The organism is Tissierella sp. MB52-C2 (assembly GCF_030931715.1).
GTDB lineage: Bacteria > Bacillota > Clostridia > Tissierellales > Tissierellaceae > Tissierella.
Genome location: NZ_CP133261.1, coordinates 3,053,873 through 3,074,923, shown reverse-complemented (window position 1 = coordinate 3,074,923; position 21,051 = coordinate 3,053,873). Strand labels below are relative to the sequence as shown.

The window sequence follows — 21,051 nt, the reverse complement described above, 5'->3', positions numbered from 1 at the left end:
GGTTAAGTCGATGAATCCATGATGATGTGGATTATGTTAGTATATAATATCAAAGTACCTTCAGCTTATTATAGACCTATATATTTGAAATGATATATTAGAATCAGATACAATTGGCTATTAAATCTGATTTTCATAATTGGCTAGTGGAGACCTAAGGTCATCAAAAATAGGGATGGTATGTATGGAACGTTTGAGGTCCTATATAAGTAGGGGGAGTAACTCCATTGATCTATATAGGAAGTCAGCAGGTTCGTAGTAGTGTGGATCATATGCCGTTTGTATTCTATATGGTAACATATGAAGAGGATAAAACATATGGGAGCGAAGGAGCCTAGTCGGTGATATATGTGAATAATTGAATAAATAGATAAATTGTAATCACCATGTCCCCCCAGACATGGTGATTTCTGTGTTTAAATTTATTATTATAAAATTAACAAATATCACCGTTCCTATAGATAGATTAATTTAATTTAACAGAAAAGCATAATTATGTTATTGTATATTGTGGGAAACCTAGTTGTTGGGGGACGACTAAACATATATTATCGATGGAACGCCGTATGCAATGAAAGTTGCACGTACGGTGTAGACCTACCGAAATCCTTTAGGATAGGTAAGGAATGGTGAAGAAGATTCTGCATGGGAAATAAAAGATTTTACCTATTCAGGAACATCTATAACTGGTTTTTCTGAAGTTGGAAAAGAAAAATTTAAGACTAATAAAAATCTAATATTACCTTCATTAAACGAATTAGGAGAAGTAATAACATCAATCGGAGATGGTGCATTTTCAATAGCAGATTATAGCAATAAAGCAGATCCCAAAGTAGGTATAAACTCTGTAAAGTTACCAAGTACTATTAAAATCATAGGAAAACAAGCATTTCACTACAATGCTTTAACATCTATAGATATTCCAGACAGTGTAACATCTATTAAAATGTCAGCTTTTAATGGAAATAGACTTCAATTCTTAGTTTTACCAGACAGTGTAACAGAATTAGAAGGTGGGGCATTTACTCTTAATGAAATATCGGAGTTAAAGCTTTCTAGTGGACTTACAGTTATATCACCAGCTTTTGCTTTTAACAAGTTAAAATATATAGAAATACCAGAGGGAGTAACTAGAATAGATGATAAGGCTTTTAGTGACAACGAATTAGTTGAAGTTAAATTACCTAGTACATTAAAATATTTATCTGGATTTAATAACAATGAATTTAGAAGTATAACAATTCCTGAAAGTGTAGAGGAATTAGGCTCTCATGCATTTGCTAGTAACAAGTTAACATCAGTAACCATACCAGGAAATGTTAAAATCATAGGGAAAAGAGCATTTAATAATACATGGCATGATCAACTTCTAAATTCAGTAATTATTGAAGAGGGTGTTGAAAAAATAGATGACTCTGCTTTTGCAAATAATCAATTAAAAGATGTAGAAATTCCAAGTAGTTTAAAAGAACTAAATGGTAATAGTTTTTTCAAAAACTTAGGATATAATGGTTTAGTTCACTTATTCGCACCAAATTATGAGAATACCAATGAGTTACAAGAATCTAAATACCATGTAATTAATCCTGCAAAATTGATTATAAAATACGTATTTGAGGATAATATTTTGAAAGAGGAACCTACATTTAAGAATCCATCAACAGGTGAATATTTACACATTGGAGATAAAAATATAGAAATAATTCCTCAATATAGCGATAATCAATATGAGCCAAGTGATACAAATCCAATATCTATAGATTTAGATCATAAAGAGAATATATTAACTATTCAATGTAAGGAGAAAGATATGGTAGAAGAAGTTACTATTAAATCTATAGGAAAAGTAGGTTCAATTGCAGTAAACTTTGGAACATCTAAAGATGTGGCGATGGATAGATTGGCTAAGAAAACCTTTATAATTGATTCTAATAACAAGGAACATGAAGCAGTACTAAATTGGGTACTTGACAATTATAATGGGGAAATAGCAGGTAATTATACAGCAGTAGGTACATTTGAATTACCACAGGGAATGGTTCAATCAAATCCTGAAATAAAGCTTGAAGTAACAACAAACATAATAGTAAAAGAAAATTCTGAAGATACACAAGATGGTGTTTGGACAGTGGAAGATTTTACTTATGAAGAAACAACTATAACAGGATTTTCTGAAAGTGGAATGGAAAAATTAGAAACTAATAAAGATTTAATCTTACCTAAGACAAATCCACAAGGAGAAAACATAACTCATATTGGAGAGGGAGCATTTGCAAATAAGGGATTAACTAGTCTTATAATTTCAGAGGGCTTAAATGGTCTAGTAATAGAAGCAAGTGCATTTAAAGAAAACCAATTAAATAAAGTAATAATTCCTGAAGGTGTAAGAGAAATATTAACTTTCGCATTTTACAAAAACAACTTAAGATATGTAGATTTCCCAGGAACCTTACAAAAAGTAGGCAACCAAGGATTTGCTCATAATGAGTTAATATCCCTTATATTTCCTGAAGGCAATGAAAAACTATGTTTAGATAGTCTGTCATTTTATAATAATAAACTAACATCTATAACTATACTAATGGAAGTAAATAAGATTCACGAAGAAGCTTTCAAATCTAACGAAGGATATGAAAATGATAATAATAAAGTTCATATATTTTTAGCTAAAGTAGACCCAGAAAATAACGGTCTATTTCAAAACTCAAGCTATCATAGAATAACTATGTTATCTATAGAATCTATAAAAGAAATACAAACAATAGAAGTTGACTCTGGAACTATAAGAGAGAATATAGACTTACCTAAAGAGATAACATTAAAATTAAACAATGGAGATACAAAAGAAGTAAATGTAGAATGGGTAAGTAATGACTATGATGCCAAAAAGGCTGGAGAATACACTTTCATAGGTTCATATGATTTACCAGAAGGAATGACAGGAGAAAAACCAGAAATTACAGCTAAGGTTAGAGTGAGAGAGACATTAGCGGAAAAGTCTGAGTTCGAGTTTTCTGATGGTAAAATTACTGGATATACTGGAACCGAAACAGATATAATAATTCCGGAAACAATTAATGGACAAACGGTAGTTGCTATTGGAGATAACGCATTTAAAGGTAAGGGTCTAACATCTGTACAAATACCTAATGGTGTAAAGACTATAGGGACGGCTGCATTTGCACAAAATGAACTTACAGAAGTAGGGCTTCCTAAAGAATTGACTGAAACGGGAAATATGGCATTCTTTCAAAACAAATTAACATCTGTAAAGATAAACGATGGTCTGACAGTAATATCTACTGCTTCCTTTAGAGATAATCAATTAACATCCATAGAAATTCCTGAAAGTGTTACAAGCATAGCTAGACAAGCTTTTATGGATAACCAACTTGAAACAATTAATATTCCATCTAAAATAAATGACATAGGTACAAGTGCATTTCAAAATAATAACCTTAGTGTAGTAACTATGCCTGTAGACATTGTAAATATTGAAACTATTGGAAGTAAAGCTTTTGATGGAAATCCTAATATAAAACTTGAATATTTAATTTTAGTTGAAGCTATAGAGGAAGCTGAAAAAATAGATACAACTGATAAACCAGAAGAACTTGTACAAGCATTAGAGAAAGCTATAGAAGAGGCAAAAGAATTAAATGAAAAACCTAATGCTGCATTAGAAGAAGTAAAGGAAGCTGTTCAAAATATTAATAGTGCTATAGAAGCATTAAACTTAGATGAAATAACTGAAGAAACTGCTGCATAATACAAACATAGAATCATAAAAACAAGTCTAAGAGCTATTGCTCTTAGACTTGTTAATTTTTACTAATTATTACTTTATCTGCTGGCTTCTTCTTTAGCAGCGTTAGTTATGGCGTTTAAGATTTAGGATTATAAAAAGAGGTGCTGGTTTTAATCACCAGCACCAAATATTATAGAAAATTATATTTATTCATCTAATACTGCATTTTTAAACTTTTCCTTCTCAGAAGTTTCCCAGTATTCTATAAAGAACGCAAGGAATACTCCTATCATTCCACCTAATACTAAAGATATGGCTACATTTAATGCTTTTCTTGGACCTATAGGTCTTGAGGAAGGATGAGCCTTAGAAATTATTGTAATACTTGCTTCTCCTATTTTAGATGATTCTGTAACTCTTAGTTCTTCATATTTTTTAACAAAAGCTTCATAAGTTTGTTTTGCTATATCTACTTTTTGATTTACAATAGATTCCTTATAGCCTTTTTCTTGAAGTTCTATCTGTAATTCTTCTATATTAGTTTGCATTTCCTTTACTTTATCTCTGATACTATTTGCCATTCCTTCAACTTCTGCTAACTCCACCTTTAATAGCTTACCTGAATCTCCTGAAACTATATTCATAGAGTTTAAATATGAGGAAGTTTCGTTATCATTACTAGAGTTAGTAGAATTAGCTTTAACCCTAGTGGTGTTTGTACTACCGATAGTAGACAGCATGGATATTGCTTCTTCTAAAGATTTCTTTTTTACTTCTAACTCATTTAATTGAGTTTTAAAGCTAGTTATCTGTTCCAATTTAGCCTCTAGCTCTAACTCCACTTCGGCTGCTCCTCTTGGTTCTGATAGTATCTTCTTTTGTTCTAATAGATATTCATCATATTTGTCCCTTTCTATTTGCAACTGTGATTTTACATACTCTGAAGTTTTTGTAATTCTTTCCTTTTCCTTAGATGTAGCTACAGAAATAAAGTTTTCTCCAACTTTATTTACTATATTTGCAGCTTCTTCTGGATCTTTAGACTTCATTTTTATTGTAATAAGTTTTGTATCTTTAGATGTCTCTAAAATTATCTTATCTGCTAATGTTTCTATAGTATATTCATCTTGTAGATTTAAGTCTTCTATTGTCTTATTCATAACTCCAGGTCTTTTAATTTGTTGGCGATATGTTTCAATATCCATATCTGGGTACTGAGATATGTTGTCTAACATTTTTTCCACATTTCCATTACCTACTGGTGCTGATACTTGCTGGTTATCACTTGATGCCATAAGTAATACACTTGCTTCATACACAGGGTCTAAAATAAAGAAACTAACAACTCCAGAAGCTAGCATTGCAAACAATGTTATGTAAATTATGATATTTTTTCTTTTAATAAGTATCTCTATCAGCTCTCTAAGGCTTATTTCCTCCATTTATTATTCCTCCGATTTATATAATTGATCCCATAGGTAATTCTATACTAATATGGTATTAAAATCAATAGTAGAAGTATTTTAATTTCAAAATTCTTTAAGAAATATTCATAAAGATATAATCTATTGTCAATTGTATTTTACTATAAATAATAAGTATAGTATAATACAATTAAGAAATAAAAAGATTTAGAAAAAGTATCGAATAAGTGTATAAAGGAAAGGAGGGAAACCGTTATAAGAAAACAAATAGTATTTTATAAAACGGAAAATCAACAATGAAACATTTAATTATTTAACATAATGAATAAGGAGTAGAGCATAAATGTTGATTTTTATAAGTTTTCAATAACGGAAAGAATTTGAATAAATTAGTTAACAAACAGAAAACAAAAAATTGGGTTTATTTTTTTCCAATAGCCATAATAATATTTTTAGTGCCACTTATAGTATTATTAAAAGTTAAGGAGCTAACACCTATAGAGATTGCATATTGGAAAGGTGACAAGGTAAATGCTGATTTTTTCGCATATTATAAAATGGCGATATTAATTGTATTTACCGTGCTGGGTATGATTGCTACATATTTGTATCTTAAAAAAGAAAATACTAAAATTAAAAAAACATATTTTTATATACCAATGGGTATATATGCACTTTTTATAATATTATCTACTTTAACAGCAGAATATAAAAAAGTAGCTCTTTGGGGATTTGTAGATAAATATGAAGGTATGTTTTCACTTCTTTCATACATAATCATAATGTTTATAACCATAAATCTAATAAAAGATAAAAAGTCAATAAAGTTTATACTATACCCCCTATTAATATCGGCAATAGTTCTAGGAGCTATAGGAGCATTTCAATATTTAGGATATGACCTTTTTCAAACTAGCTTTGGAAAGTCACTAATATTGCCAAGTAAATATAAAAGTATGGCAGAGCAGCTAAAGTTTAACTTTGGTAAGAATGCCATATACTCTACACTCTATAATACAAACTATGTAGGAAGCTATATGGCAATGATATTTTCAATTGCACTTACTATGTTGATACTCATAAAAGATAGAAGGAAAAAACTTATTCTAGCACCTATTACATTATTGATGTTTTTAAACCTGGTTGGAAGTAACTCTCGTGGTGGAATGTTAGGTACAGCAATGGGAATATTGGTACTTATGGTTATGATTCGAAAAGAAATATTAAAGCATTATAAGATAATAATCATAGGCTTAATCATATTGCTATTAGGCGGAAAATATATAGATAAAATAAGTGAAGGAAGACTTTCACTACAGATAACCAGGCTGAAAGCTGATATAGTAAAACTAGTTTCTAAGGAAGAAGCAGCGGAAGATCCAAATGAATATAAAATAAAGCAAATATTTGCTGAAGATAATGTGCTAAATATAGTTACAACAGCTGAAAGTTTAAAAGTAGTAGTTGAAGATGACTATTATCTATTTTATGATGGAGATAATCATTTGGACATAGAATTTAATAGTGAAGACGGTGTAATCAAAATATTAGATGAAAGATATAATCACTATGTTCTGAAACTAATATCTGATGGTATAGTAAATTACTTAGAACTATATATAGGTGGATATAAGACTAGATTTACAGTAGAGGATAATTTATTCAAGTACTATCAAGGAAATGGTTTAACAAAGGAAATAAAAGAACCAAAATCCTATGGATTTAAAGGAAAAGAAACTTTAGGGTCAGGTAGAGGATATATTTGGTCAAGATCTTTACCCATATTAAAGGAAAATATAATTCTTGGAAATGGACCAGATACATATGCAATATATTTTCCACAAGAAGACTTTATAGGTAGATTCAATACTAAATCAGTCCCATATGGAGCATTAGTAGATAAACCTCATAATCTGTATCTACAAATAGGAATAAATACAGGTGCCATATCTTTAATAGGGTTCTTAGCAACAGTTATTATGTATTTGATTCAAAGTATTAGAATGTATTTTAAAAATAACTTAGAAGATGAAATAGAAATAGTAGGACTTGGAATATTTATAGCAGTACTTAGTTATTTAGTAGCAGGTATTTTTAATGATAGTACTGTTGCAGTAGCACCGGTGTTTTGGATTTTGCTTGGAACAGGAATAGCAATTAACTATAATTTAAAATCTAATGACAAGGAATTAGTTAGGTAAAATCAATGGTATAATAATAAAAGTTTTTATTATTATACCATTTTTTGTTGTTTAAAATATTTATCTATGATACAATAACATTATTCAATCAACGAACGAATATATAAAAGAAGGTGAAAACAATTAACTTATTAAAAGATACAAAATTTCTTACACCAACAATAGAACTAAAAGAACTTATTATACTTCAGCATTTGGAAGAAAATGAAGATACTACACAAAAGGAATTGGCTGAAATTGTTAACGCAGCACCTTCTATGATAAATGTATATATCAATGATTATGAAGAAAAAGGATATATTGTACGAGAATATATATCTTTAAAGATAGTGAAGTATAAAATAACATCAGATGGAGTTAGGAGAAAAAATTTTTTATTAATTACTTACCTACATGAATTGATGAAATTATATAAATTAGCTAAGGAAAATATTGAAAGATTTCTTTGCAACTTGGAAGAGAACGGATATAAAAACATATTGCTATATGGAGCAGGAGAAGTAGCTGAGACTATACTTAGCGTAATAAGAGATAAAGAGACACTAAGTATAAGTATAGTAGGACTAATAGATGACGATTTATTTCTACAAGATAAGATGCTAATGGGATATAAAATTATTTCGTTAAAAGAGGTAGAAGAATATAATCATGATGCCATAGTTATAACTAGCTATACATATGAAGACAGCATAAGAAAGAGACTTGAAGAAGTAGGATATGATCATGGTAAAGTTGTTAAGTTTTTTCAAGGGTAGTAGATAATATAACTCTTGATATATGGAGGTTGATAATAATGGATAAGCGTATATTTTTGGCTTCACCGCATATGAGTGATGAAGGATACGAAATGGAATATATACAAGAAGCATTTGATACTAATTGGATAGCACCACTTGGTACAAATGTAAATGAATTTGAAAAAGAACTAGCTATCAAGGTAGGTAGTGGATATGCTGCAGCTTTAGTATCTGGAACATCTGCAATACATATGGCTCTAAAAGCAGCAGGAGTTGGAGAAGGAGACTTAGTGTTTTGTCAATCCTTAACCTTTTCAGCAACAGCAAATCCAATTATCTACGAAAAAGCTATACCAGTATTTATAGATAGTGACTATGAAACATGGAATATGAGTCCAAAGGCACTAGAAGAAGCATTTAAAAAATATCCCAATGTAAAGGCAGTAATAGTAGTTCATCTATACGGACTATCTGCTGATATGGATAAGATAGTAGAGCTTTGTGAGAAATATGATGTAACTTTAATAGAGGATGCAGCTGAAAGTCTGGGTACTACATATAAAGGTAAACATACTGGAACTTTTGGAGATTATGGAATATTTAGTTTCAACGGAAACAAGATAATCACCACATCAGGTGGTGGAATGTTAGTTTCTAATGATGAAGACAAAATTGCCAAAGTCAGATTCTGGTCAACTCAAGCTAGAGACCAGGCAAGACACTATCAGCATAGTGAACTAGGATATAACTATAGAATGAGTAACATTGTAGCCGGGATTGGTAGAGGACAGCTTAAAGTATTAAATCAAAGAGTAGCCAAGAAAAGATATATCTTTGAGTATTATAAAATAGAATTAGGTGACCTTGAAGGAATAGAGTTTATGCCTATAAATGAATGGAATAATCCTAATTGTTGGTTATCTTGTATAATATTGAGTGGGAAAGTTAGACCATTAGATGTAATGGAAGCTTTAGAGAAGGAAAATATTGAGAGCAGACCTATATGGAAGCCTATGCATATGCAGCCTTTCTTTGAAAAATATGATTTTGTTGGTGAGGATATGGCAGAAAGTTTGTTTGAGAATGGAGTTTGTTTGCCTAGTGATACTAAGATGAGCGATGAGGATTTGAGTAATGTAGTAAATATAATAAAAGGATTGTGGGAGTAAGTAGAAATGTATAAAAAATACTTTAAAAGACTAATGGATATTGTATTATCATTAATTGCACTTATTGTATTATCACCTGTGATTCTTATAGTAGCTATACTTGTGAGAATTAAGCTTGGTAGTCCTGTAATCTTTAAACAAGAAAGACCAGGTTTAAATGAAAAAATATTCACTATGTATAAGTTTAGGACAATGACAGATGAGGAGGATAAAAATGGTGAGTTGATGCCTGACAGTGTTAGATTGACTAAATTTGGTAGAATTTTGAGAAGTACATCTTTAGATGAATTACCAGAATTATTTAATATACTGAAAGGTGATATGAGTATTGTTGGGCCTAGACCTCTAGCGGTTCAGTACTTACCTTATTATACCAAAATCGAAAGAATTAGACACTCTGTAAGACCTGGATTGTCTGGACTTGCCCAAATAAATGGAAGGAATTTAGCAACATGGGAACAGAGATTTCGTTATGACATAGAATATGTAAATAATATTTCTTTTTTAGGAGATTTAGAAATTATTTTTAAGACTATTAATAAAACTATTAAAAGGGAAAACATAGGTGAACGTGGATTAGACTCTCCACAAGATTTTGATAAATATAGGCAGAATATATAATGAATTGAGGGATATTCAAATGAATATTAGAGGAAAATTTGTTACATTGAGAGCAATGGAAGAAGAAGATCAAGAATTGTTAAGAGAAATGGTGAATGATCCTGATATAGAAAAAATGGTAGGTGGGTATTCTTTTCCCATTTCCAAATCTCAACAAAACAATTGGTTTAATAATAATGTCAATAATCAAAATAATATACGATTAATAATCGAAACTGAAGAAGATGGAGCAGTAGGATTTGCTAATATTGTGAACATCGATTGGAAAAATAGATCTGCATTTCATGGTATAAAGATTGCAAATAAAAAGTTTAGATCGAGGGGAATAGGAACTGATACAGTAATGGCAGTTATGAGATATGCCTTTGAGGAATTACAGCTGAATCGTTTAGATGGAACAATTATCAAATACAATGAACCTTCAAGAAAATTATATTGTGATAAATGTAGTTGGAAAGTAGAAGGGATAAAAAGAAAATCTGTTTTCAAACAAAATGATTATCATGATGAATTAATAGTTGGTATTTTAAAAGAAGAATATGAAGAGTTAATTAAATTAAATAATTATTGGAGTAATTAATATGATTACTGATATAGGAAGTGAATTTTGGATTGAAGACATCCTCCTAGAAAATGTAAACAAAAGAAATGAATGGCTGTCGAAATTTGGAGATATAGCGTTAACTTCATCGGGTAGAGGAGCTATTACTTTGCTATTAAAGCAAATTAATCCAAGATTTAAAACAGTTCTTTTGCCATCATATATTTGTGAATCAGTAACATTACCATTTATTGAACAAGGATATGATTGTTACTTTTATAATATTAACGATGATTTATCAGTAGAAATTGAAAGTATAAAGCTATATAAAGATATTGGAGTATTTGTTCATATTGGATATTATGGTTTTGCAACAAACTCTAACTTAGTAGATTTGGTAAAACAACTCAAATTAAATTCAACAGTAATAGTTGAAGATATAACACATACAATGTTTTCTAGCTATCAAAGAAATTTAGAAAATGACTTTTATATAGGTAGCATAAGAAAATGGTTTGGATTGCCAAGTGGTGGTCTCTTAGCCTCATCTAAAGTGAAAGTGGAAGGTACTAATTTAATTTGTGAGGAATTTTCGAAATTAAGATTAGAAGCATTACTTAAGAAAAATGAATATATAAAAACTAATGAACAGGGTTTAAAGCACTTCTTTCTTAATCTATTTGCTGAAGCAGAGGAGATTTTAGATAAAGATTTATCACCATATTGTATAGATGATTTATCTAGAGGCCTTATAAATACTATAGATGCAGGTAAATTAATTTATAAAAGGAGAAGTAATTTTCAAATATTGTCTGATGGAATTAAGAATATAAACTATGTAGAACCACTTTTTCATGAATTAGTAGAAGATATATGTCCAATGTATTATCCAATATACGTTAATGCTAATAGGGAGCATGTGCGACAAGAGCTTATTAAAAATAAAATTTATTGTCCTATACACTGGCCTATACCAAGACAAATAAATAATAAGAGCCTAGGTATATATAATAAGATTCTATCAATACCATGTGATCAGAGATATGAAGATGATGATATGAAAAGAATCCTATCAGTATTGGAAAACTTACAATACGAGGAAGAAATTAATGAATATTAAGGAAGTGGATAAATGTTATCGGTTGTTTCAATAGATGAATCAAACAAATGGGATGAAATAGTTAGAAGTTTCAAAGAATATGATGTATACTATCTTTCTAACTATACACGGGCATTTAAGATTCATGGAGATGGTGAACCAACACTTTTTTACTATGAAGATGAATATGTAAGAGCTATAAATGTTGTAATGAAAAGAGATATTGGTAATAATCCAAAATTTGAAGGCAAGATACCCTTAAATACTCATTTTGATTTAACTACGCCTTATGGTTATGGAGGATTTTTGATAGAAGGGAAGGTACAGGAAGATAGCCTTAAAAATATCTTTCTTGAATATAATTCATATTGTAAAAATAATGGTATAATTAGTGAATTTGTTCGATTTCATCCTATCTTAAACAATAGTAAAGGGATGGAGTTCACATATGATATAAAAGCATTAGGAAAGACAGTATCAATAAAGCTGAAATCGAAGGAATATATTTGGGATAATTTAACTAGTAAAAATAGAAATGTAATTAGAAAAGCTAAAAAATCTGGAATTGAAATATATTGGGGACGCAACCGGGAATTAATAGATGAATTTATTGATATGTATAATGCCACCATGTACAAGGACAATGCTGATGAATATTATTATTTTAAAGAAGACTTCTATAATAGCATTTTAAATGATTTGAAATATAATTTTCTTATGTTTTATGCTGTGCATGAAAAAAAGATTATTGCTATGTCAATGATTTTATTCTCCAATAATCAAATGCATTATCATTTATCAGCTTCTATTAGAGAGTATTTAACCTATGCACCTACCAATCTATTATTATACGAAGCTGCTTGTTGGGGTGCAAATAATGGATATGATACTTTACATTTAGGTGGGGGTCTTGGGAGTAAAGAAGATAGTTTATATAAGTTTAAAAAGGCTTTTAATAAAGATTTAGAAAATGATTTTGATATTGGAAGAAAGATTTTTGATGTTGAAAAGTATAAAAAATTAGTTGAGATGCGGAAGAATGAAGAAGGTTTTGACGAAGATGGACAATTTTTCCCTATTTATAGAGGTTAGAATTGTATACTTAGTAATAATTTGTTTTCTAAGAAATCTATATTGGAAAATATATTTTCGATTAAAAACTTTCAGGTATTATGGTTGTTTATATTAGAATTATTTTGGAAAAACCAGTGATTGACATTTAAGAAAGTAGATGAAGATATGAATATATTATTTCTAACATTATCAAAAATGGAAGATATAAGGCAAAGAGGTATATATACAGATTTAGTAAGAGAACTAAGTTCAAGAGGGGTTAATGTATATATAGTATCTCCAAGACAAAAAAGAGAAAACCTTCCAACAGAACTATCTAAAGAAGGCAATATAAAGGTATTGAAAGTTAAAACAGGAAATATAACAGCAACAAAATCATTTATAGAGAAAGGTATTTCAACTCTTATGATTGAATATCAGTACCTCAAAGCTATAAAAGACAATTTTAAAGATATTAAATTTGACATGATAATGTATTCAACCCCACCTATAACATTTAATAAAATTATAAAATATTATAAGAAACATCATAATAGTAAGACATATCTAATTCTTAAAGATATATTTCCACAAAATGCAGTGGATATAGGCTTAATGAAAAAGGATGGAATTCTATACAACATGTTTAGAAAGAAGGAAATAAGTTTATATAACAATTCGGATTTTATAGGGTGTATGTCTTATGGAAATTTAGATTATATTTTACAACACAATAACTATGTAACTAAAAATAAGTTGGAGATATTTCCAAACGCTATAGAACCAATAGAAAAAAAACAAAAAACAAGTAAAGACAAACAAATTCTAGACAAATATAAGATTCCAGAAGATACAACTTTATTTGTATATGGTGGAAATTTAGGTAAACCACAAGGTATTGATTTTGTGATTAAGATAGTTGATGAATTTTATAAAGTTGAAAACGGACATTTACTAATAGTAGGTAGTGGAACCGAGTTTAATAAGATAAACACACATATAGAAAATAGCAAACCTTTGGGAGTAAGTATTTTTGAAAGACTGCCAAAAGAAGAATACGATAAATTAATAGGTTGTGCAGATGTTGGACTGATTTTTTTAGATTATAGATTTACAATACCAAACTTTCCTTCGAGGCTTACTTCTTATATGGAAAATTCATTGCCTATATTAGCTGCTACAGATAAAAATACAGATATAAAGGATGTATTGCTAGAATCAAAAAGTGGTCTTTGGTGTGAAAGTACAGATGAAAATAAATTTATTAAACATGCCCAGAAGCTATCTAGTGAAAAAGAACTTAGAGAAAATATGGGGCTAAGTGGTAGAAAGTATCTAGAAGATAATTATGATATAAGAAAAACGGTTGATATATTACTGAATCATTTATTAGAAGGAGATGCTCAAAATGTTTAAGAATAAAATACTACTAATAACTGGAGGGACAGGCTCCTTTGGAAATGCTGTACTAAATAGATTTCTAGATACAGATATAAAAGAAATTCGTATATTTTCTCGTGATGAAAAGAAACAAGATGACATGAGAAAACAATATAAAAATGATAAGGTTAAGTTTTATATTGGTGATGTACGAAATATACAAAGTATTAAAAATGCAATGTATGATGTGGATTATGTATTTCATGCAGCAGCTTTAAAACAAGTGCCGTCATGTGAATTTTTTCCTATTGAAGCAGTTAAAACCAATATACTAGGTACGGAAAATGTACTTACTGCGGCAATTAGCTGTGGAGTAAAAAAAGTTATTTGCCTTTCTACAGATAAAGCAGCTTATCCAATCAATGCTATGGGAATATCAAAAGCTATGATGGAGAAAGTATTTGTTGCAAAATCTAAAACTGTATCTTCTGATAGGACAGTGATTTGTGGAACTAGGTATGGAAATGTAATGGCATCTAGGGGTTCAGTAATACCGCTATTTGTAGAACAAATAAAAAATGGACAACCATTAACAATAACAGAGCCCAGTATGACAAGATTTTTAATGAGTTTAGAAGAAGCAGTAGAATTAGTTGTATTTGCTTTTGAAAATGCAAAGTCAGGAGATGTTATGGTGCAGAAATCTCCAGCATCTACTGTGGGAGATTTAGCTCAGGCAATAAAAGAACTATTTAGTGTAGATAATGAAATCAACATAATAGGAACTCGTCACGGAGAAAAACAATATGAAACTCTACTTACAAAAGAGGAATCTATGGTAGCAGAAGATATGGGTGGGTTTTATAGAGTGCCATCTGATAAAAGAGATCTTAACTATGATAAATACTTTACAGAAGGTAAAAAAGAACTAGTGCTACAGGAAGAATATAACTCAAATAATACAGAAATTTTAAATATAGAACAAATAAAAGAAAAACTTTTAAGCCTAGAATACATAAAAGAAGAGCTGAAAGGTTGGAGTAAGTAATGAAGATATTGGTAACAGGTGCTAATGGATTCGTAGGTAAAAATTTAATAGCTGAACTTAAAAATAGAGGATATAGTGAAATATTCATGTGTACTAGAGAAACTACTAAAGCTCAATTAGATGAATATACTAAAGAATGTGATTTCATATTTCATCTAGCAGGAGTTAATAGACCTAAAGATGAAAAAGAATTTATGGAAGGTAATTTTAGATTTACTTACGAACTGCTAGAATCACTAAAAAAGAATAATAATAAGTCATCTATTTTAATTACTTCCTCTATTCAAGCTGAAATAGAGAATTCTTATGGAATAAGTAAAAAAGCAGGAGAAGAATTATTATTTAAATATGGTAAAGAAACTGGAACTAAAGTTTATATCTATCGTTTACCAAATTTATTTGGAAAATGGAGCAAGCCAAACTATAATTCTGTAGTATCTACTTTTTGTCATAATATCGCCAGAGACTTAGAGATTCAAGTAAACGATCCAGAGGTGGAACTTAATCTTTGTTATATAGATGATGTATTAGATGAATTCATAAGCGTCTTAGTACAAAATCCTACAATAGATAGAGAATTTTGTACAGTGCCTACTGTACATGAAGTAAAACTTGGTAAATTAGCAGAATTAATTCAAAGCTTTAAGGAAAGTAGAAAGGATTTGAGCATCCCTAGTATGGAAGAACCCTTTACTAAAAAACTATATAGTACATATCTAAGCTATTTACCAGAAGATAAGTTTTCCTATCCATTAAAAATGAATATGGATAATAGGGGGTCTTTTACAGAATTTATAAGAACAACTGAAAGAGGGCAAGTATCAGTAAATGTATCTAAACCTGGAATCACAAAAGGCAATCACTGGCACCATACAAAGAATGAGAAATTTTTAGTGGTTAGTGGAGAAGGATTAATTAGATTTAGAAAAATAGATTCAAAAGAAATAATTGAGTATAGAGTTAGTGGAAAAAAATTGGAAGTAGTAGATATACCAACAGGATATACCCATTCAATAGTTAATATAGGAGATACAGATATGGTAACAATAATGTGGGCTAACGAGTGCTATAATCCTGAAAAATCAGATACTTATTACTTGGAGGTTTAATTAATAATGAAAAGACTAAAAGTGATGACGGTAGTAGGCACTAGACCAGAGATTATAAGACTGTCAGCTGTAATAAATAAATTAGAAGAATCAGAAGCAATAGACCATGTATTAGTACATACAGGTCAAAACTATGATTATGAACTAAATGAAGTATTCTTCAATGACTTTAAATTAAAGAAACCTGATTACTTTCTTAATGCAGCTGTAGGAACAGCAGTAGAAACCATAGGGAATATCCTAGTAAAAATAGATCCAATATTAGATGAAGTAAAGCCAGATGCGTTTTTAGTACTTGGAGATACCAATAGCTGCCTTTGTACCATAGCAGCTAAGAGAAAACATATACCAATATTCCATATGGAAGCTGGAAATAGATGCTTTGATCAAAGAGTACCAGAAGAAACTAATAGAAAAATAGTAGATCATATAGCAGATATTAATTTAACTTATAGTGATATTGCAAGAGAATATTTATTAAAAGAAGGGCTATCAGCAGATAGAATCATTAAAACAGGAAGCCCTATGTTTGAAGTTCTTGATTCAAGAAGAGATGATATTGAGAAATCAGGTGTACTAGAAAGATTAAATTTAGAAGAAGGAAAATACTTTGTTGTGTCAGCCCATAGAGAGGAGAATATAAATTCAGAAGAGAATTTTTTAGACTTAGTAGATAGTCTGAACGCTGTAGCAGAAAAATATCAGCTACCAATTATAGTAAGTACACATCCAAGAACAAGAAAGATGATAGAAGCTAAAGGAATAGAATTTAATCCATTAATACAAACTCTAAAGCCATTAGGATTTAATGATTATGTAAAACTTCAGACAAAAGCAAAAGCAGTACTTAGTGATAGTGGAACAATCAGTGAAGAATCATCAATCCTTCGATTTAGAGCATTAAATATTAGACAAGCTCACGAGAGACCAGAAGCAATGGAAGAAGCATCTGTAATGATGGTAGGACTTAAAAAAGAAAGAATACTTCAAGGACTTGAAGTTTTAGAAACTCAAGAAAAAGATATTTTAAGATTAGTTGGAGATTATAGTATGCCAAATGTATCGGATAAGGTGCTAAGAATAATTCTATCTTATACTGATTATGTGAATAGAGTGATTTGGGGTGAGTAAGATGAAGATAGTTTTAATCTGTCCATCTAATATGTTATATATGCCCTATGTAAAGAATTATGAACCCCTTTTAAAGGAAAGAGATATAGATTATAATATTATTAATTGGGACCGATTTGGAATTGAAGAAATATCAGAATTTAGCTATAGAGATAATAAGGTTGGACATCAAAGAAATTTCTTCGACTACTATAAGTATAAAAAATTTATTATTAAGCATTTAAATTCTGTAAAATATGACAAAATAATTGTCTTCGGTATTCAACTATCTTTTTTTTTAAAGGAGATATTACAAAAAAAATTTATAGGGAATTATATTATAGATATTAGAGACTATAATAAGATTTTAAAGATATTCAATCCTATAAAAACTATCGAAACATCATCATTTGTTACAATATCATCTCCTGCATATAAAGAATGGCTGCCAATATCAGACAAATACATAGTAAATCATAATACAAATATAAGAAGTATAGATAGATTAATTGAACCGAAAATTTATAACAAGAAAGAGATTAGCATATCATACATAGGAGCATTAGCAAATTTCCAAGAAAATAGGGATTTTATTAATTCTTTAAAAGGGTCGAGTAAATTTTTATTAAAATTTCATGGTCAAGGGACTATCAACAATAAGTTAGAAGAATATATTAAGGAATACAATATTGGCAATGTGGAGATTTATGATAGATATGAGAAATCAGAGGAATCAGAACTTTATATTCAAGCTGATTTAATAAATATGATTTTATATAATAAAAATATTAATGATAAAACTTGTTTATCTAACAGACTTTACAATTCAGCATTATATGGTAGACCTATGGTGGCAATATCAGGAACACATATATCTGAAGTAATAAATATGTATAACTTAGGACTAGTAATTAACTCGTATGATAGCATGGAGCAAAAATTGTTGAATTATTTATCGAGAATTAACATTGATGAATATAATAAAGGCAGAATAATATTTTTAAATAAGGTTTTGAAAGAAAATATGACATTTATTGAAAAATTCACAGATTTTCTCATCAACTAATTGGAATAAATTGTAATATGCTATTACAATATGTATTGCATTTATTATTAAAATATATAAACAAAAAGCTGGAAGAAAAAATATTAGAACTAGGATGATTTTTATGACAGTATATATTATATTTATAATTATATTGATTTTACTTATGAGTACATATGAAATTAATCAACTAAGAGTAAACAGTATAATTATAAATAAACCAGATAATAACATTAGCCTTATTCGGCGAAAGTTTAGTATTTCTTTAAATTTTGCTATATTATTATTAATCCTTTTATCTTCTCTAAGATATGACGTTGGTTGGGATTACATGGCATATTATGAAACTATAGCATTTGGAAGAATTACAAATATAATGTTAAATCAAGAATATTTGACGATATTTTTAATAAATCTAGCAAGAAATTTTAACATCCCACAAATTTATTTTATAATTAATTCAATAATATCTATATGTTTAATAATGTCAACCATAAAAAGATACAGTAAAGATTACTGGATTAGCTTTTTTTTATTTGTTACTTTTCCTTTATTCTTTTTAAATTCATTAAGTGTAATTAGAAATTATACTGCTATTGCAATAACATTTTATGGTTTTAAATATATAGAAAATAAGAAACTCATAAGATATATTTTGATGGTTATAATAGCAAGTTTATTTCATAAATCTGCTATTATTGCACTACCATTTTATTTTTTTAAAAATATAAATTTTAAAAAAAGTGCTTATTTCTTGATTTTAATGTTAGCACCATTATTTAGCAATATATTAAATCAATTAATTCTCAAGTTTGTTCCCAAATATGCAGTTTATACAGATTTAGCAAGTTCACAGGCAGGTACCAAAGCTATAATACTCTTGGTGTTTATAGGGATAGTTTCAATTATATTTAAAAACCAAATTACTAGTAAATCAAATGCAAGTAATATGTATTTTAATAGTTATTTTATTGGTTTATGTGTTTACCTAACTTTTTATAAACAAGGTACTATGGGACATAGATTATCTTTATATGGAACAATATATTCATTAATTCTTTTACCAGATATTATAAATTTATTTAAATATAAACAGATTAGAATTATACTTAAATTTTTATTTTATTTGTTATGTATTTTTATGTTTTTTTATACTATAAATATTGGACAAAAAGCATATATACCTTATACTTTATTTTATAAAAGCATTTAAATATAAATTAATATCTTCAAATATTTTTAAACTTATATTTATTCTCCAATAATATTATAGGGATAGAAACCTATATTAGTAGAATTATTATAGGAGAGAATAGATAGGAGGTCTATAATATCTTTAAATTTGGATTTAATAATATGAATTGTTTAAAAATATAATTAATTTATTTTGAATTTGTCTTCTAGGAAAGATAATCTAAGAATACTTTTATTTGAGTTATCAATATAAAGCTAAATTTTATAAAAATAATTGAAATAAATGTATATATAAAGTTGTAAAAATAATTATAACCAATTATTAGATATCTTAATAATAGAGATAGGATTAACTTTAAAAGAAGGAGTATTGAAAATGATTTCTAAAATTTGTAGGTTTATTTTTATGAGATTTCAATATTACATATTAACATTTTTCAATTATGTAATTCCCAAAAACAAAGAATATATTTTTATATTTGATAAAAAATTTAAAAAAGATAATGTATGGGCTATTTCAGATTATTTAGCCCATAATGATAATGGTAAAAGATACAACATTTATTATTATACTGACACAGTTAATGAATCTTATAGCAATATTATTTTTATAAAAAACCCAATATTTGCACTGTGGAAACAAATGAGGTCTAAATATATATTCTATTCTTATAGGGGTGATGGGATTAAGATTTTCAAGTCTGCCAGAGACCAGATTATTGTGGATACAATGCATGGTTCTCCACTAAAGAATATTGGATATTTAGCTAGCAAATCTAGATTTAATAAGTTATGGAAATATGAAGATTCTTTTGATTTTATTCTGTGTGTTTCAGATTTTTTTAAAGAAATTGTTAAGAAATCTTTTGGAGCAAATGAAGAACAATGTATAGTGCTAGGTTATCCAAGAAATGATATTATATTTAAAGAAGAAAATACTTTAGATAGTATTAATATAATGAAAGGGGAATATTCTAAGATTATTTTATGGGTACCTACTTGGAGAGAGAGTATAAATGGTGAAAAAAATAATGAATCTAACAAGGAATTCCCAATATTAGATTTAGACAATATTGGATTATTAAATGATTACCTTTTGAATGCTAATATTTTGCTGATTATTAAGCCACATCCATTTCAATTAGATTTAGAAATATTTCATGGTATACATAGTAATATTAAAATTATTAAGAATCATGATTTACAGCAAAATAAAATAGAGTTTTATCAATTATTTACTGAAGTGGATGCATTATTAACTGATTATTCATCTGTATATTTTGATTTTTTATTAACTATGAAACCTATAGGATTCACAATAGATGATTTTGATTGTTATAGAGACAAGCGTGGGTTTGTCGTAGACAGTCCTTTAGAGATTATGCCAGGAGACAAAATTACTAACTTAGAAGAACTAATTATATTTATAACTGGCATAAAAGAAAACAGAGACAAGTTCTATACTGAAAGAAAGGCTATAAATGATTTAGCTAATAAATATAAAGATGGTAATAGTACTAAAAGAATTATTGAGTTCTTAGGAATGTAATTTAATTGGAAATTTTAATCTGA

At 28.5% G+C, this 21,051-nt stretch carries 16 protein-coding genes; 15 read left to right on the top strand and 1 reads right to left on the bottom strand.

Translation table 11 applies throughout. The features are described from left to right. Nucleotides 1-652: 652 nt before the first annotated feature. Nucleotides 653-3,769 carry a leucine-rich repeat protein gene (locus RBU61_RS15585; RefSeq protein ID WP_308879835.1) on the top strand — a complete coding sequence of 1,039 codons (3,117 nt, stop codon included), beginning with the start codon at nt 653-655 and terminating at the stop codon, nt 3,767-3,769. Nucleotides 3,770-3,954: 185 nt separating this feature from the next. Here RBU61_RS15585 and RBU61_RS15580 read toward each other — a convergent pair whose 3' ends face one another. Next, nucleotides 3,955-5,190 carry a Wzz/FepE/Etk N-terminal domain-containing protein gene (locus RBU61_RS15580; protein ID WP_308876559.1) on the bottom strand — a complete coding sequence of 412 codons (1,236 nt, stop codon included), beginning with the start codon at nt 5,188-5,190 and terminating at the stop codon, nt 3,955-3,957. A gap of 362 nt (nt 5,191-5,552) precedes the next feature. Here RBU61_RS15580 and RBU61_RS15575 point away from each other — a divergent pair, with 362 nt between their 5' ends. The 14 genes from RBU61_RS15575 to RBU61_RS15510 all read left to right on the top strand — a co-directional run bounded on the left by RBU61_RS15575 (nt 5,553) and on the right by RBU61_RS15510 (nt 21,028). Then, nucleotides 5,553-7,373, top strand: coding sequence for an O-antigen ligase family protein (locus RBU61_RS15575; protein WP_308876558.1), 1,821 nt, complete (start codon nt 5,553-5,555; stop codon nt 7,371-7,373). Between the two features lie 113 nt (nt 7,374-7,486). Continuing rightward, nucleotides 7,487-8,128, top strand: a complete 642-nt coding sequence (locus RBU61_RS15570) for a winged helix-turn-helix transcriptional regulator (protein ID WP_308876557.1) — start codon at nt 7,487-7,489, stop codon at nt 8,126-8,128. A 38-nt stretch (nt 8,129-8,166) separates the two neighbouring features. After that, a complete protein-coding gene (locus RBU61_RS15565; protein ID WP_308876556.1) occupies nt 8,167-9,279 on the top strand; it encodes a DegT/DnrJ/EryC1/StrS family aminotransferase in 1,113 nt (370 codons plus the stop codon). A gap of 6 nt (nt 9,280-9,285) precedes the next feature. Further along, nucleotides 9,286-9,900 (top strand): sugar transferase, encoded by a 615-nt coding sequence (locus RBU61_RS15560; protein ID WP_308876555.1) that lies wholly within the window; start codon nt 9,286-9,288, stop codon nt 9,898-9,900. 19 nt (nt 9,901-9,919) lie between these two features. Next, the gene (locus tag RBU61_RS15555; RefSeq protein ID WP_308876554.1) at nt 9,920-10,480 is read left to right on the top strand and encodes a GNAT family protein; all 561 of its coding nucleotides are present in this window, start codon (nt 9,920-9,922) and stop codon (nt 10,478-10,480) included. Nucleotide 10,481: 1 nt separating this feature from the next. Then, nucleotides 10,482-11,561 carry a hypothetical protein gene (locus RBU61_RS15550; protein WP_308876553.1) on the top strand — a complete coding sequence of 360 codons (1,080 nt, stop codon included), beginning with the start codon at nt 10,482-10,484 and terminating at the stop codon, nt 11,559-11,561. A gap of 12 nt (nt 11,562-11,573) precedes the next feature. Continuing rightward, entirely contained in the window at nt 11,574-12,632 is a 1,059-nt protein-coding gene (locus RBU61_RS15545) for a GNAT family N-acetyltransferase (RefSeq protein WP_308876552.1), read from the top strand. 120 nt (nt 12,633-12,752) lie between these two features. Beyond that, complete coding sequence (locus RBU61_RS15540; RefSeq protein WP_308876551.1) at nt 12,753-14,009, top strand: glycosyltransferase family 4 protein; 1,257 nt, start codon at nt 12,753-12,755, stop codon at nt 14,007-14,009. Continuing rightward, the gene (locus RBU61_RS15535; protein ID WP_308876550.1) at nt 14,002-15,021 is read left to right on the top strand and encodes a polysaccharide biosynthesis protein; all 1,020 of its coding nucleotides are present in this window, start codon (nt 14,002-14,004) and stop codon (nt 15,019-15,021) included. The genes RBU61_RS15540 and RBU61_RS15535 overlap by 8 nt, the downstream gene beginning before the upstream one ends. Then, complete coding sequence (locus tag RBU61_RS15530) at nt 15,021-16,130, top strand: capsular polysaccharide biosynthesis protein CapF (protein WP_308876549.1); 1,110 nt, start codon at nt 15,021-15,023, stop codon at nt 16,128-16,130. The genes RBU61_RS15535 and RBU61_RS15530 overlap by 1 nt, the downstream gene beginning before the upstream one ends. Before the next feature lie 6 nt (nt 16,131-16,136). Continuing rightward, nucleotides 16,137-17,261, top strand: coding sequence for a non-hydrolyzing UDP-N-acetylglucosamine 2-epimerase (gene wecB / locus RBU61_RS15525; protein ID WP_308876548.1), 1,125 nt, complete (start codon nt 16,137-16,139; stop codon nt 17,259-17,261). 1 nt (nt 17,262) lies between these two features. Next, a complete protein-coding gene (locus RBU61_RS15520; protein ID WP_308876547.1) occupies nt 17,263-18,306 on the top strand; it encodes a hypothetical protein in 1,044 nt (347 codons plus the stop codon). Nucleotides 18,307-18,409: 103 nt separating this feature from the next. Continuing rightward, nucleotides 18,410-19,498, top strand: a complete 1,089-nt coding sequence (locus tag RBU61_RS15515; RefSeq protein WP_308876546.1) for an EpsG family protein — start codon at nt 18,410-18,412, stop codon at nt 19,496-19,498. 357 nt (nt 19,499-19,855) lie between these two features. Next, nucleotides 19,856-21,028: a CDP-glycerol glycerophosphotransferase family protein gene (locus RBU61_RS15510; protein WP_308876545.1), complete on the top strand. Its 1,173-nt coding sequence runs from the start codon at nt 19,856-19,858 to the stop codon at nt 21,026-21,028. The last annotated feature ends 23 nt before the right edge of the window (nt 21,029-21,051 follow it).

What these genes read in the sequence shown, in the direction of transcription:
- RBU61_RS15515 (WP_308876546.1), top strand. Translation starts at nt 18,410, where the DNA reads ATGACAGTATATATTATATTTATAATTATATTGATTTTACTTATGAGT.
- RBU61_RS15560 (WP_308876555.1), top strand. Translation starts at nt 9,286, where the DNA reads ATGTATAAAAAATACTTTAAAAGACTAATGGATATTGTATTATCATTA.
- RBU61_RS15510 (WP_308876545.1), top strand. Translation starts at nt 19,856, where the DNA reads ATGATTTCTAAAATTTGTAGGTTTATTTTTATGAGATTTCAATATTAC.
- RBU61_RS15520 (WP_308876547.1), top strand. Translation starts at nt 17,263, where the DNA reads ATGAAGATAGTTTTAATCTGTCCATCTAATATGTTATATATGCCCTAT.
- RBU61_RS15535 (WP_308876550.1), top strand. Translation starts at nt 14,002, where the DNA reads ATGTTTAAGAATAAAATACTACTAATAACTGGAGGGACAGGCTCCTTT.
- RBU61_RS15555 (WP_308876554.1), top strand. Translation starts at nt 9,920, where the DNA reads ATGAATATTAGAGGAAAATTTGTTACATTGAGAGCAATGGAAGAAGAA.
- RBU61_RS15565 (WP_308876556.1), top strand. Translation starts at nt 8,167, where the DNA reads ATGGATAAGCGTATATTTTTGGCTTCACCGCATATGAGTGATGAAGGA.
- wecB (WP_308876548.1), top strand. Translation starts at nt 16,137, where the DNA reads ATGAAAAGACTAAAAGTGATGACGGTAGTAGGCACTAGACCAGAGATT.
- RBU61_RS15530 (WP_308876549.1), top strand. Translation starts at nt 15,021, where the DNA reads ATGAAGATATTGGTAACAGGTGCTAATGGATTCGTAGGTAAAAATTTA.
- RBU61_RS15580 (WP_308876559.1), bottom strand. Translation starts at nt 5,190, where the DNA reads ATGGAGGAAATAAGCCTTAGAGAGCTGATAGAGATACTTATTAAAAGA.
- RBU61_RS15550 (WP_308876553.1), top strand. Translation starts at nt 10,482, where the DNA reads ATGATTACTGATATAGGAAGTGAATTTTGGATTGAAGACATCCTCCTA.
- RBU61_RS15545 (WP_308876552.1), top strand. Translation starts at nt 11,574, where the DNA reads ATGTTATCGGTTGTTTCAATAGATGAATCAAACAAATGGGATGAAATA.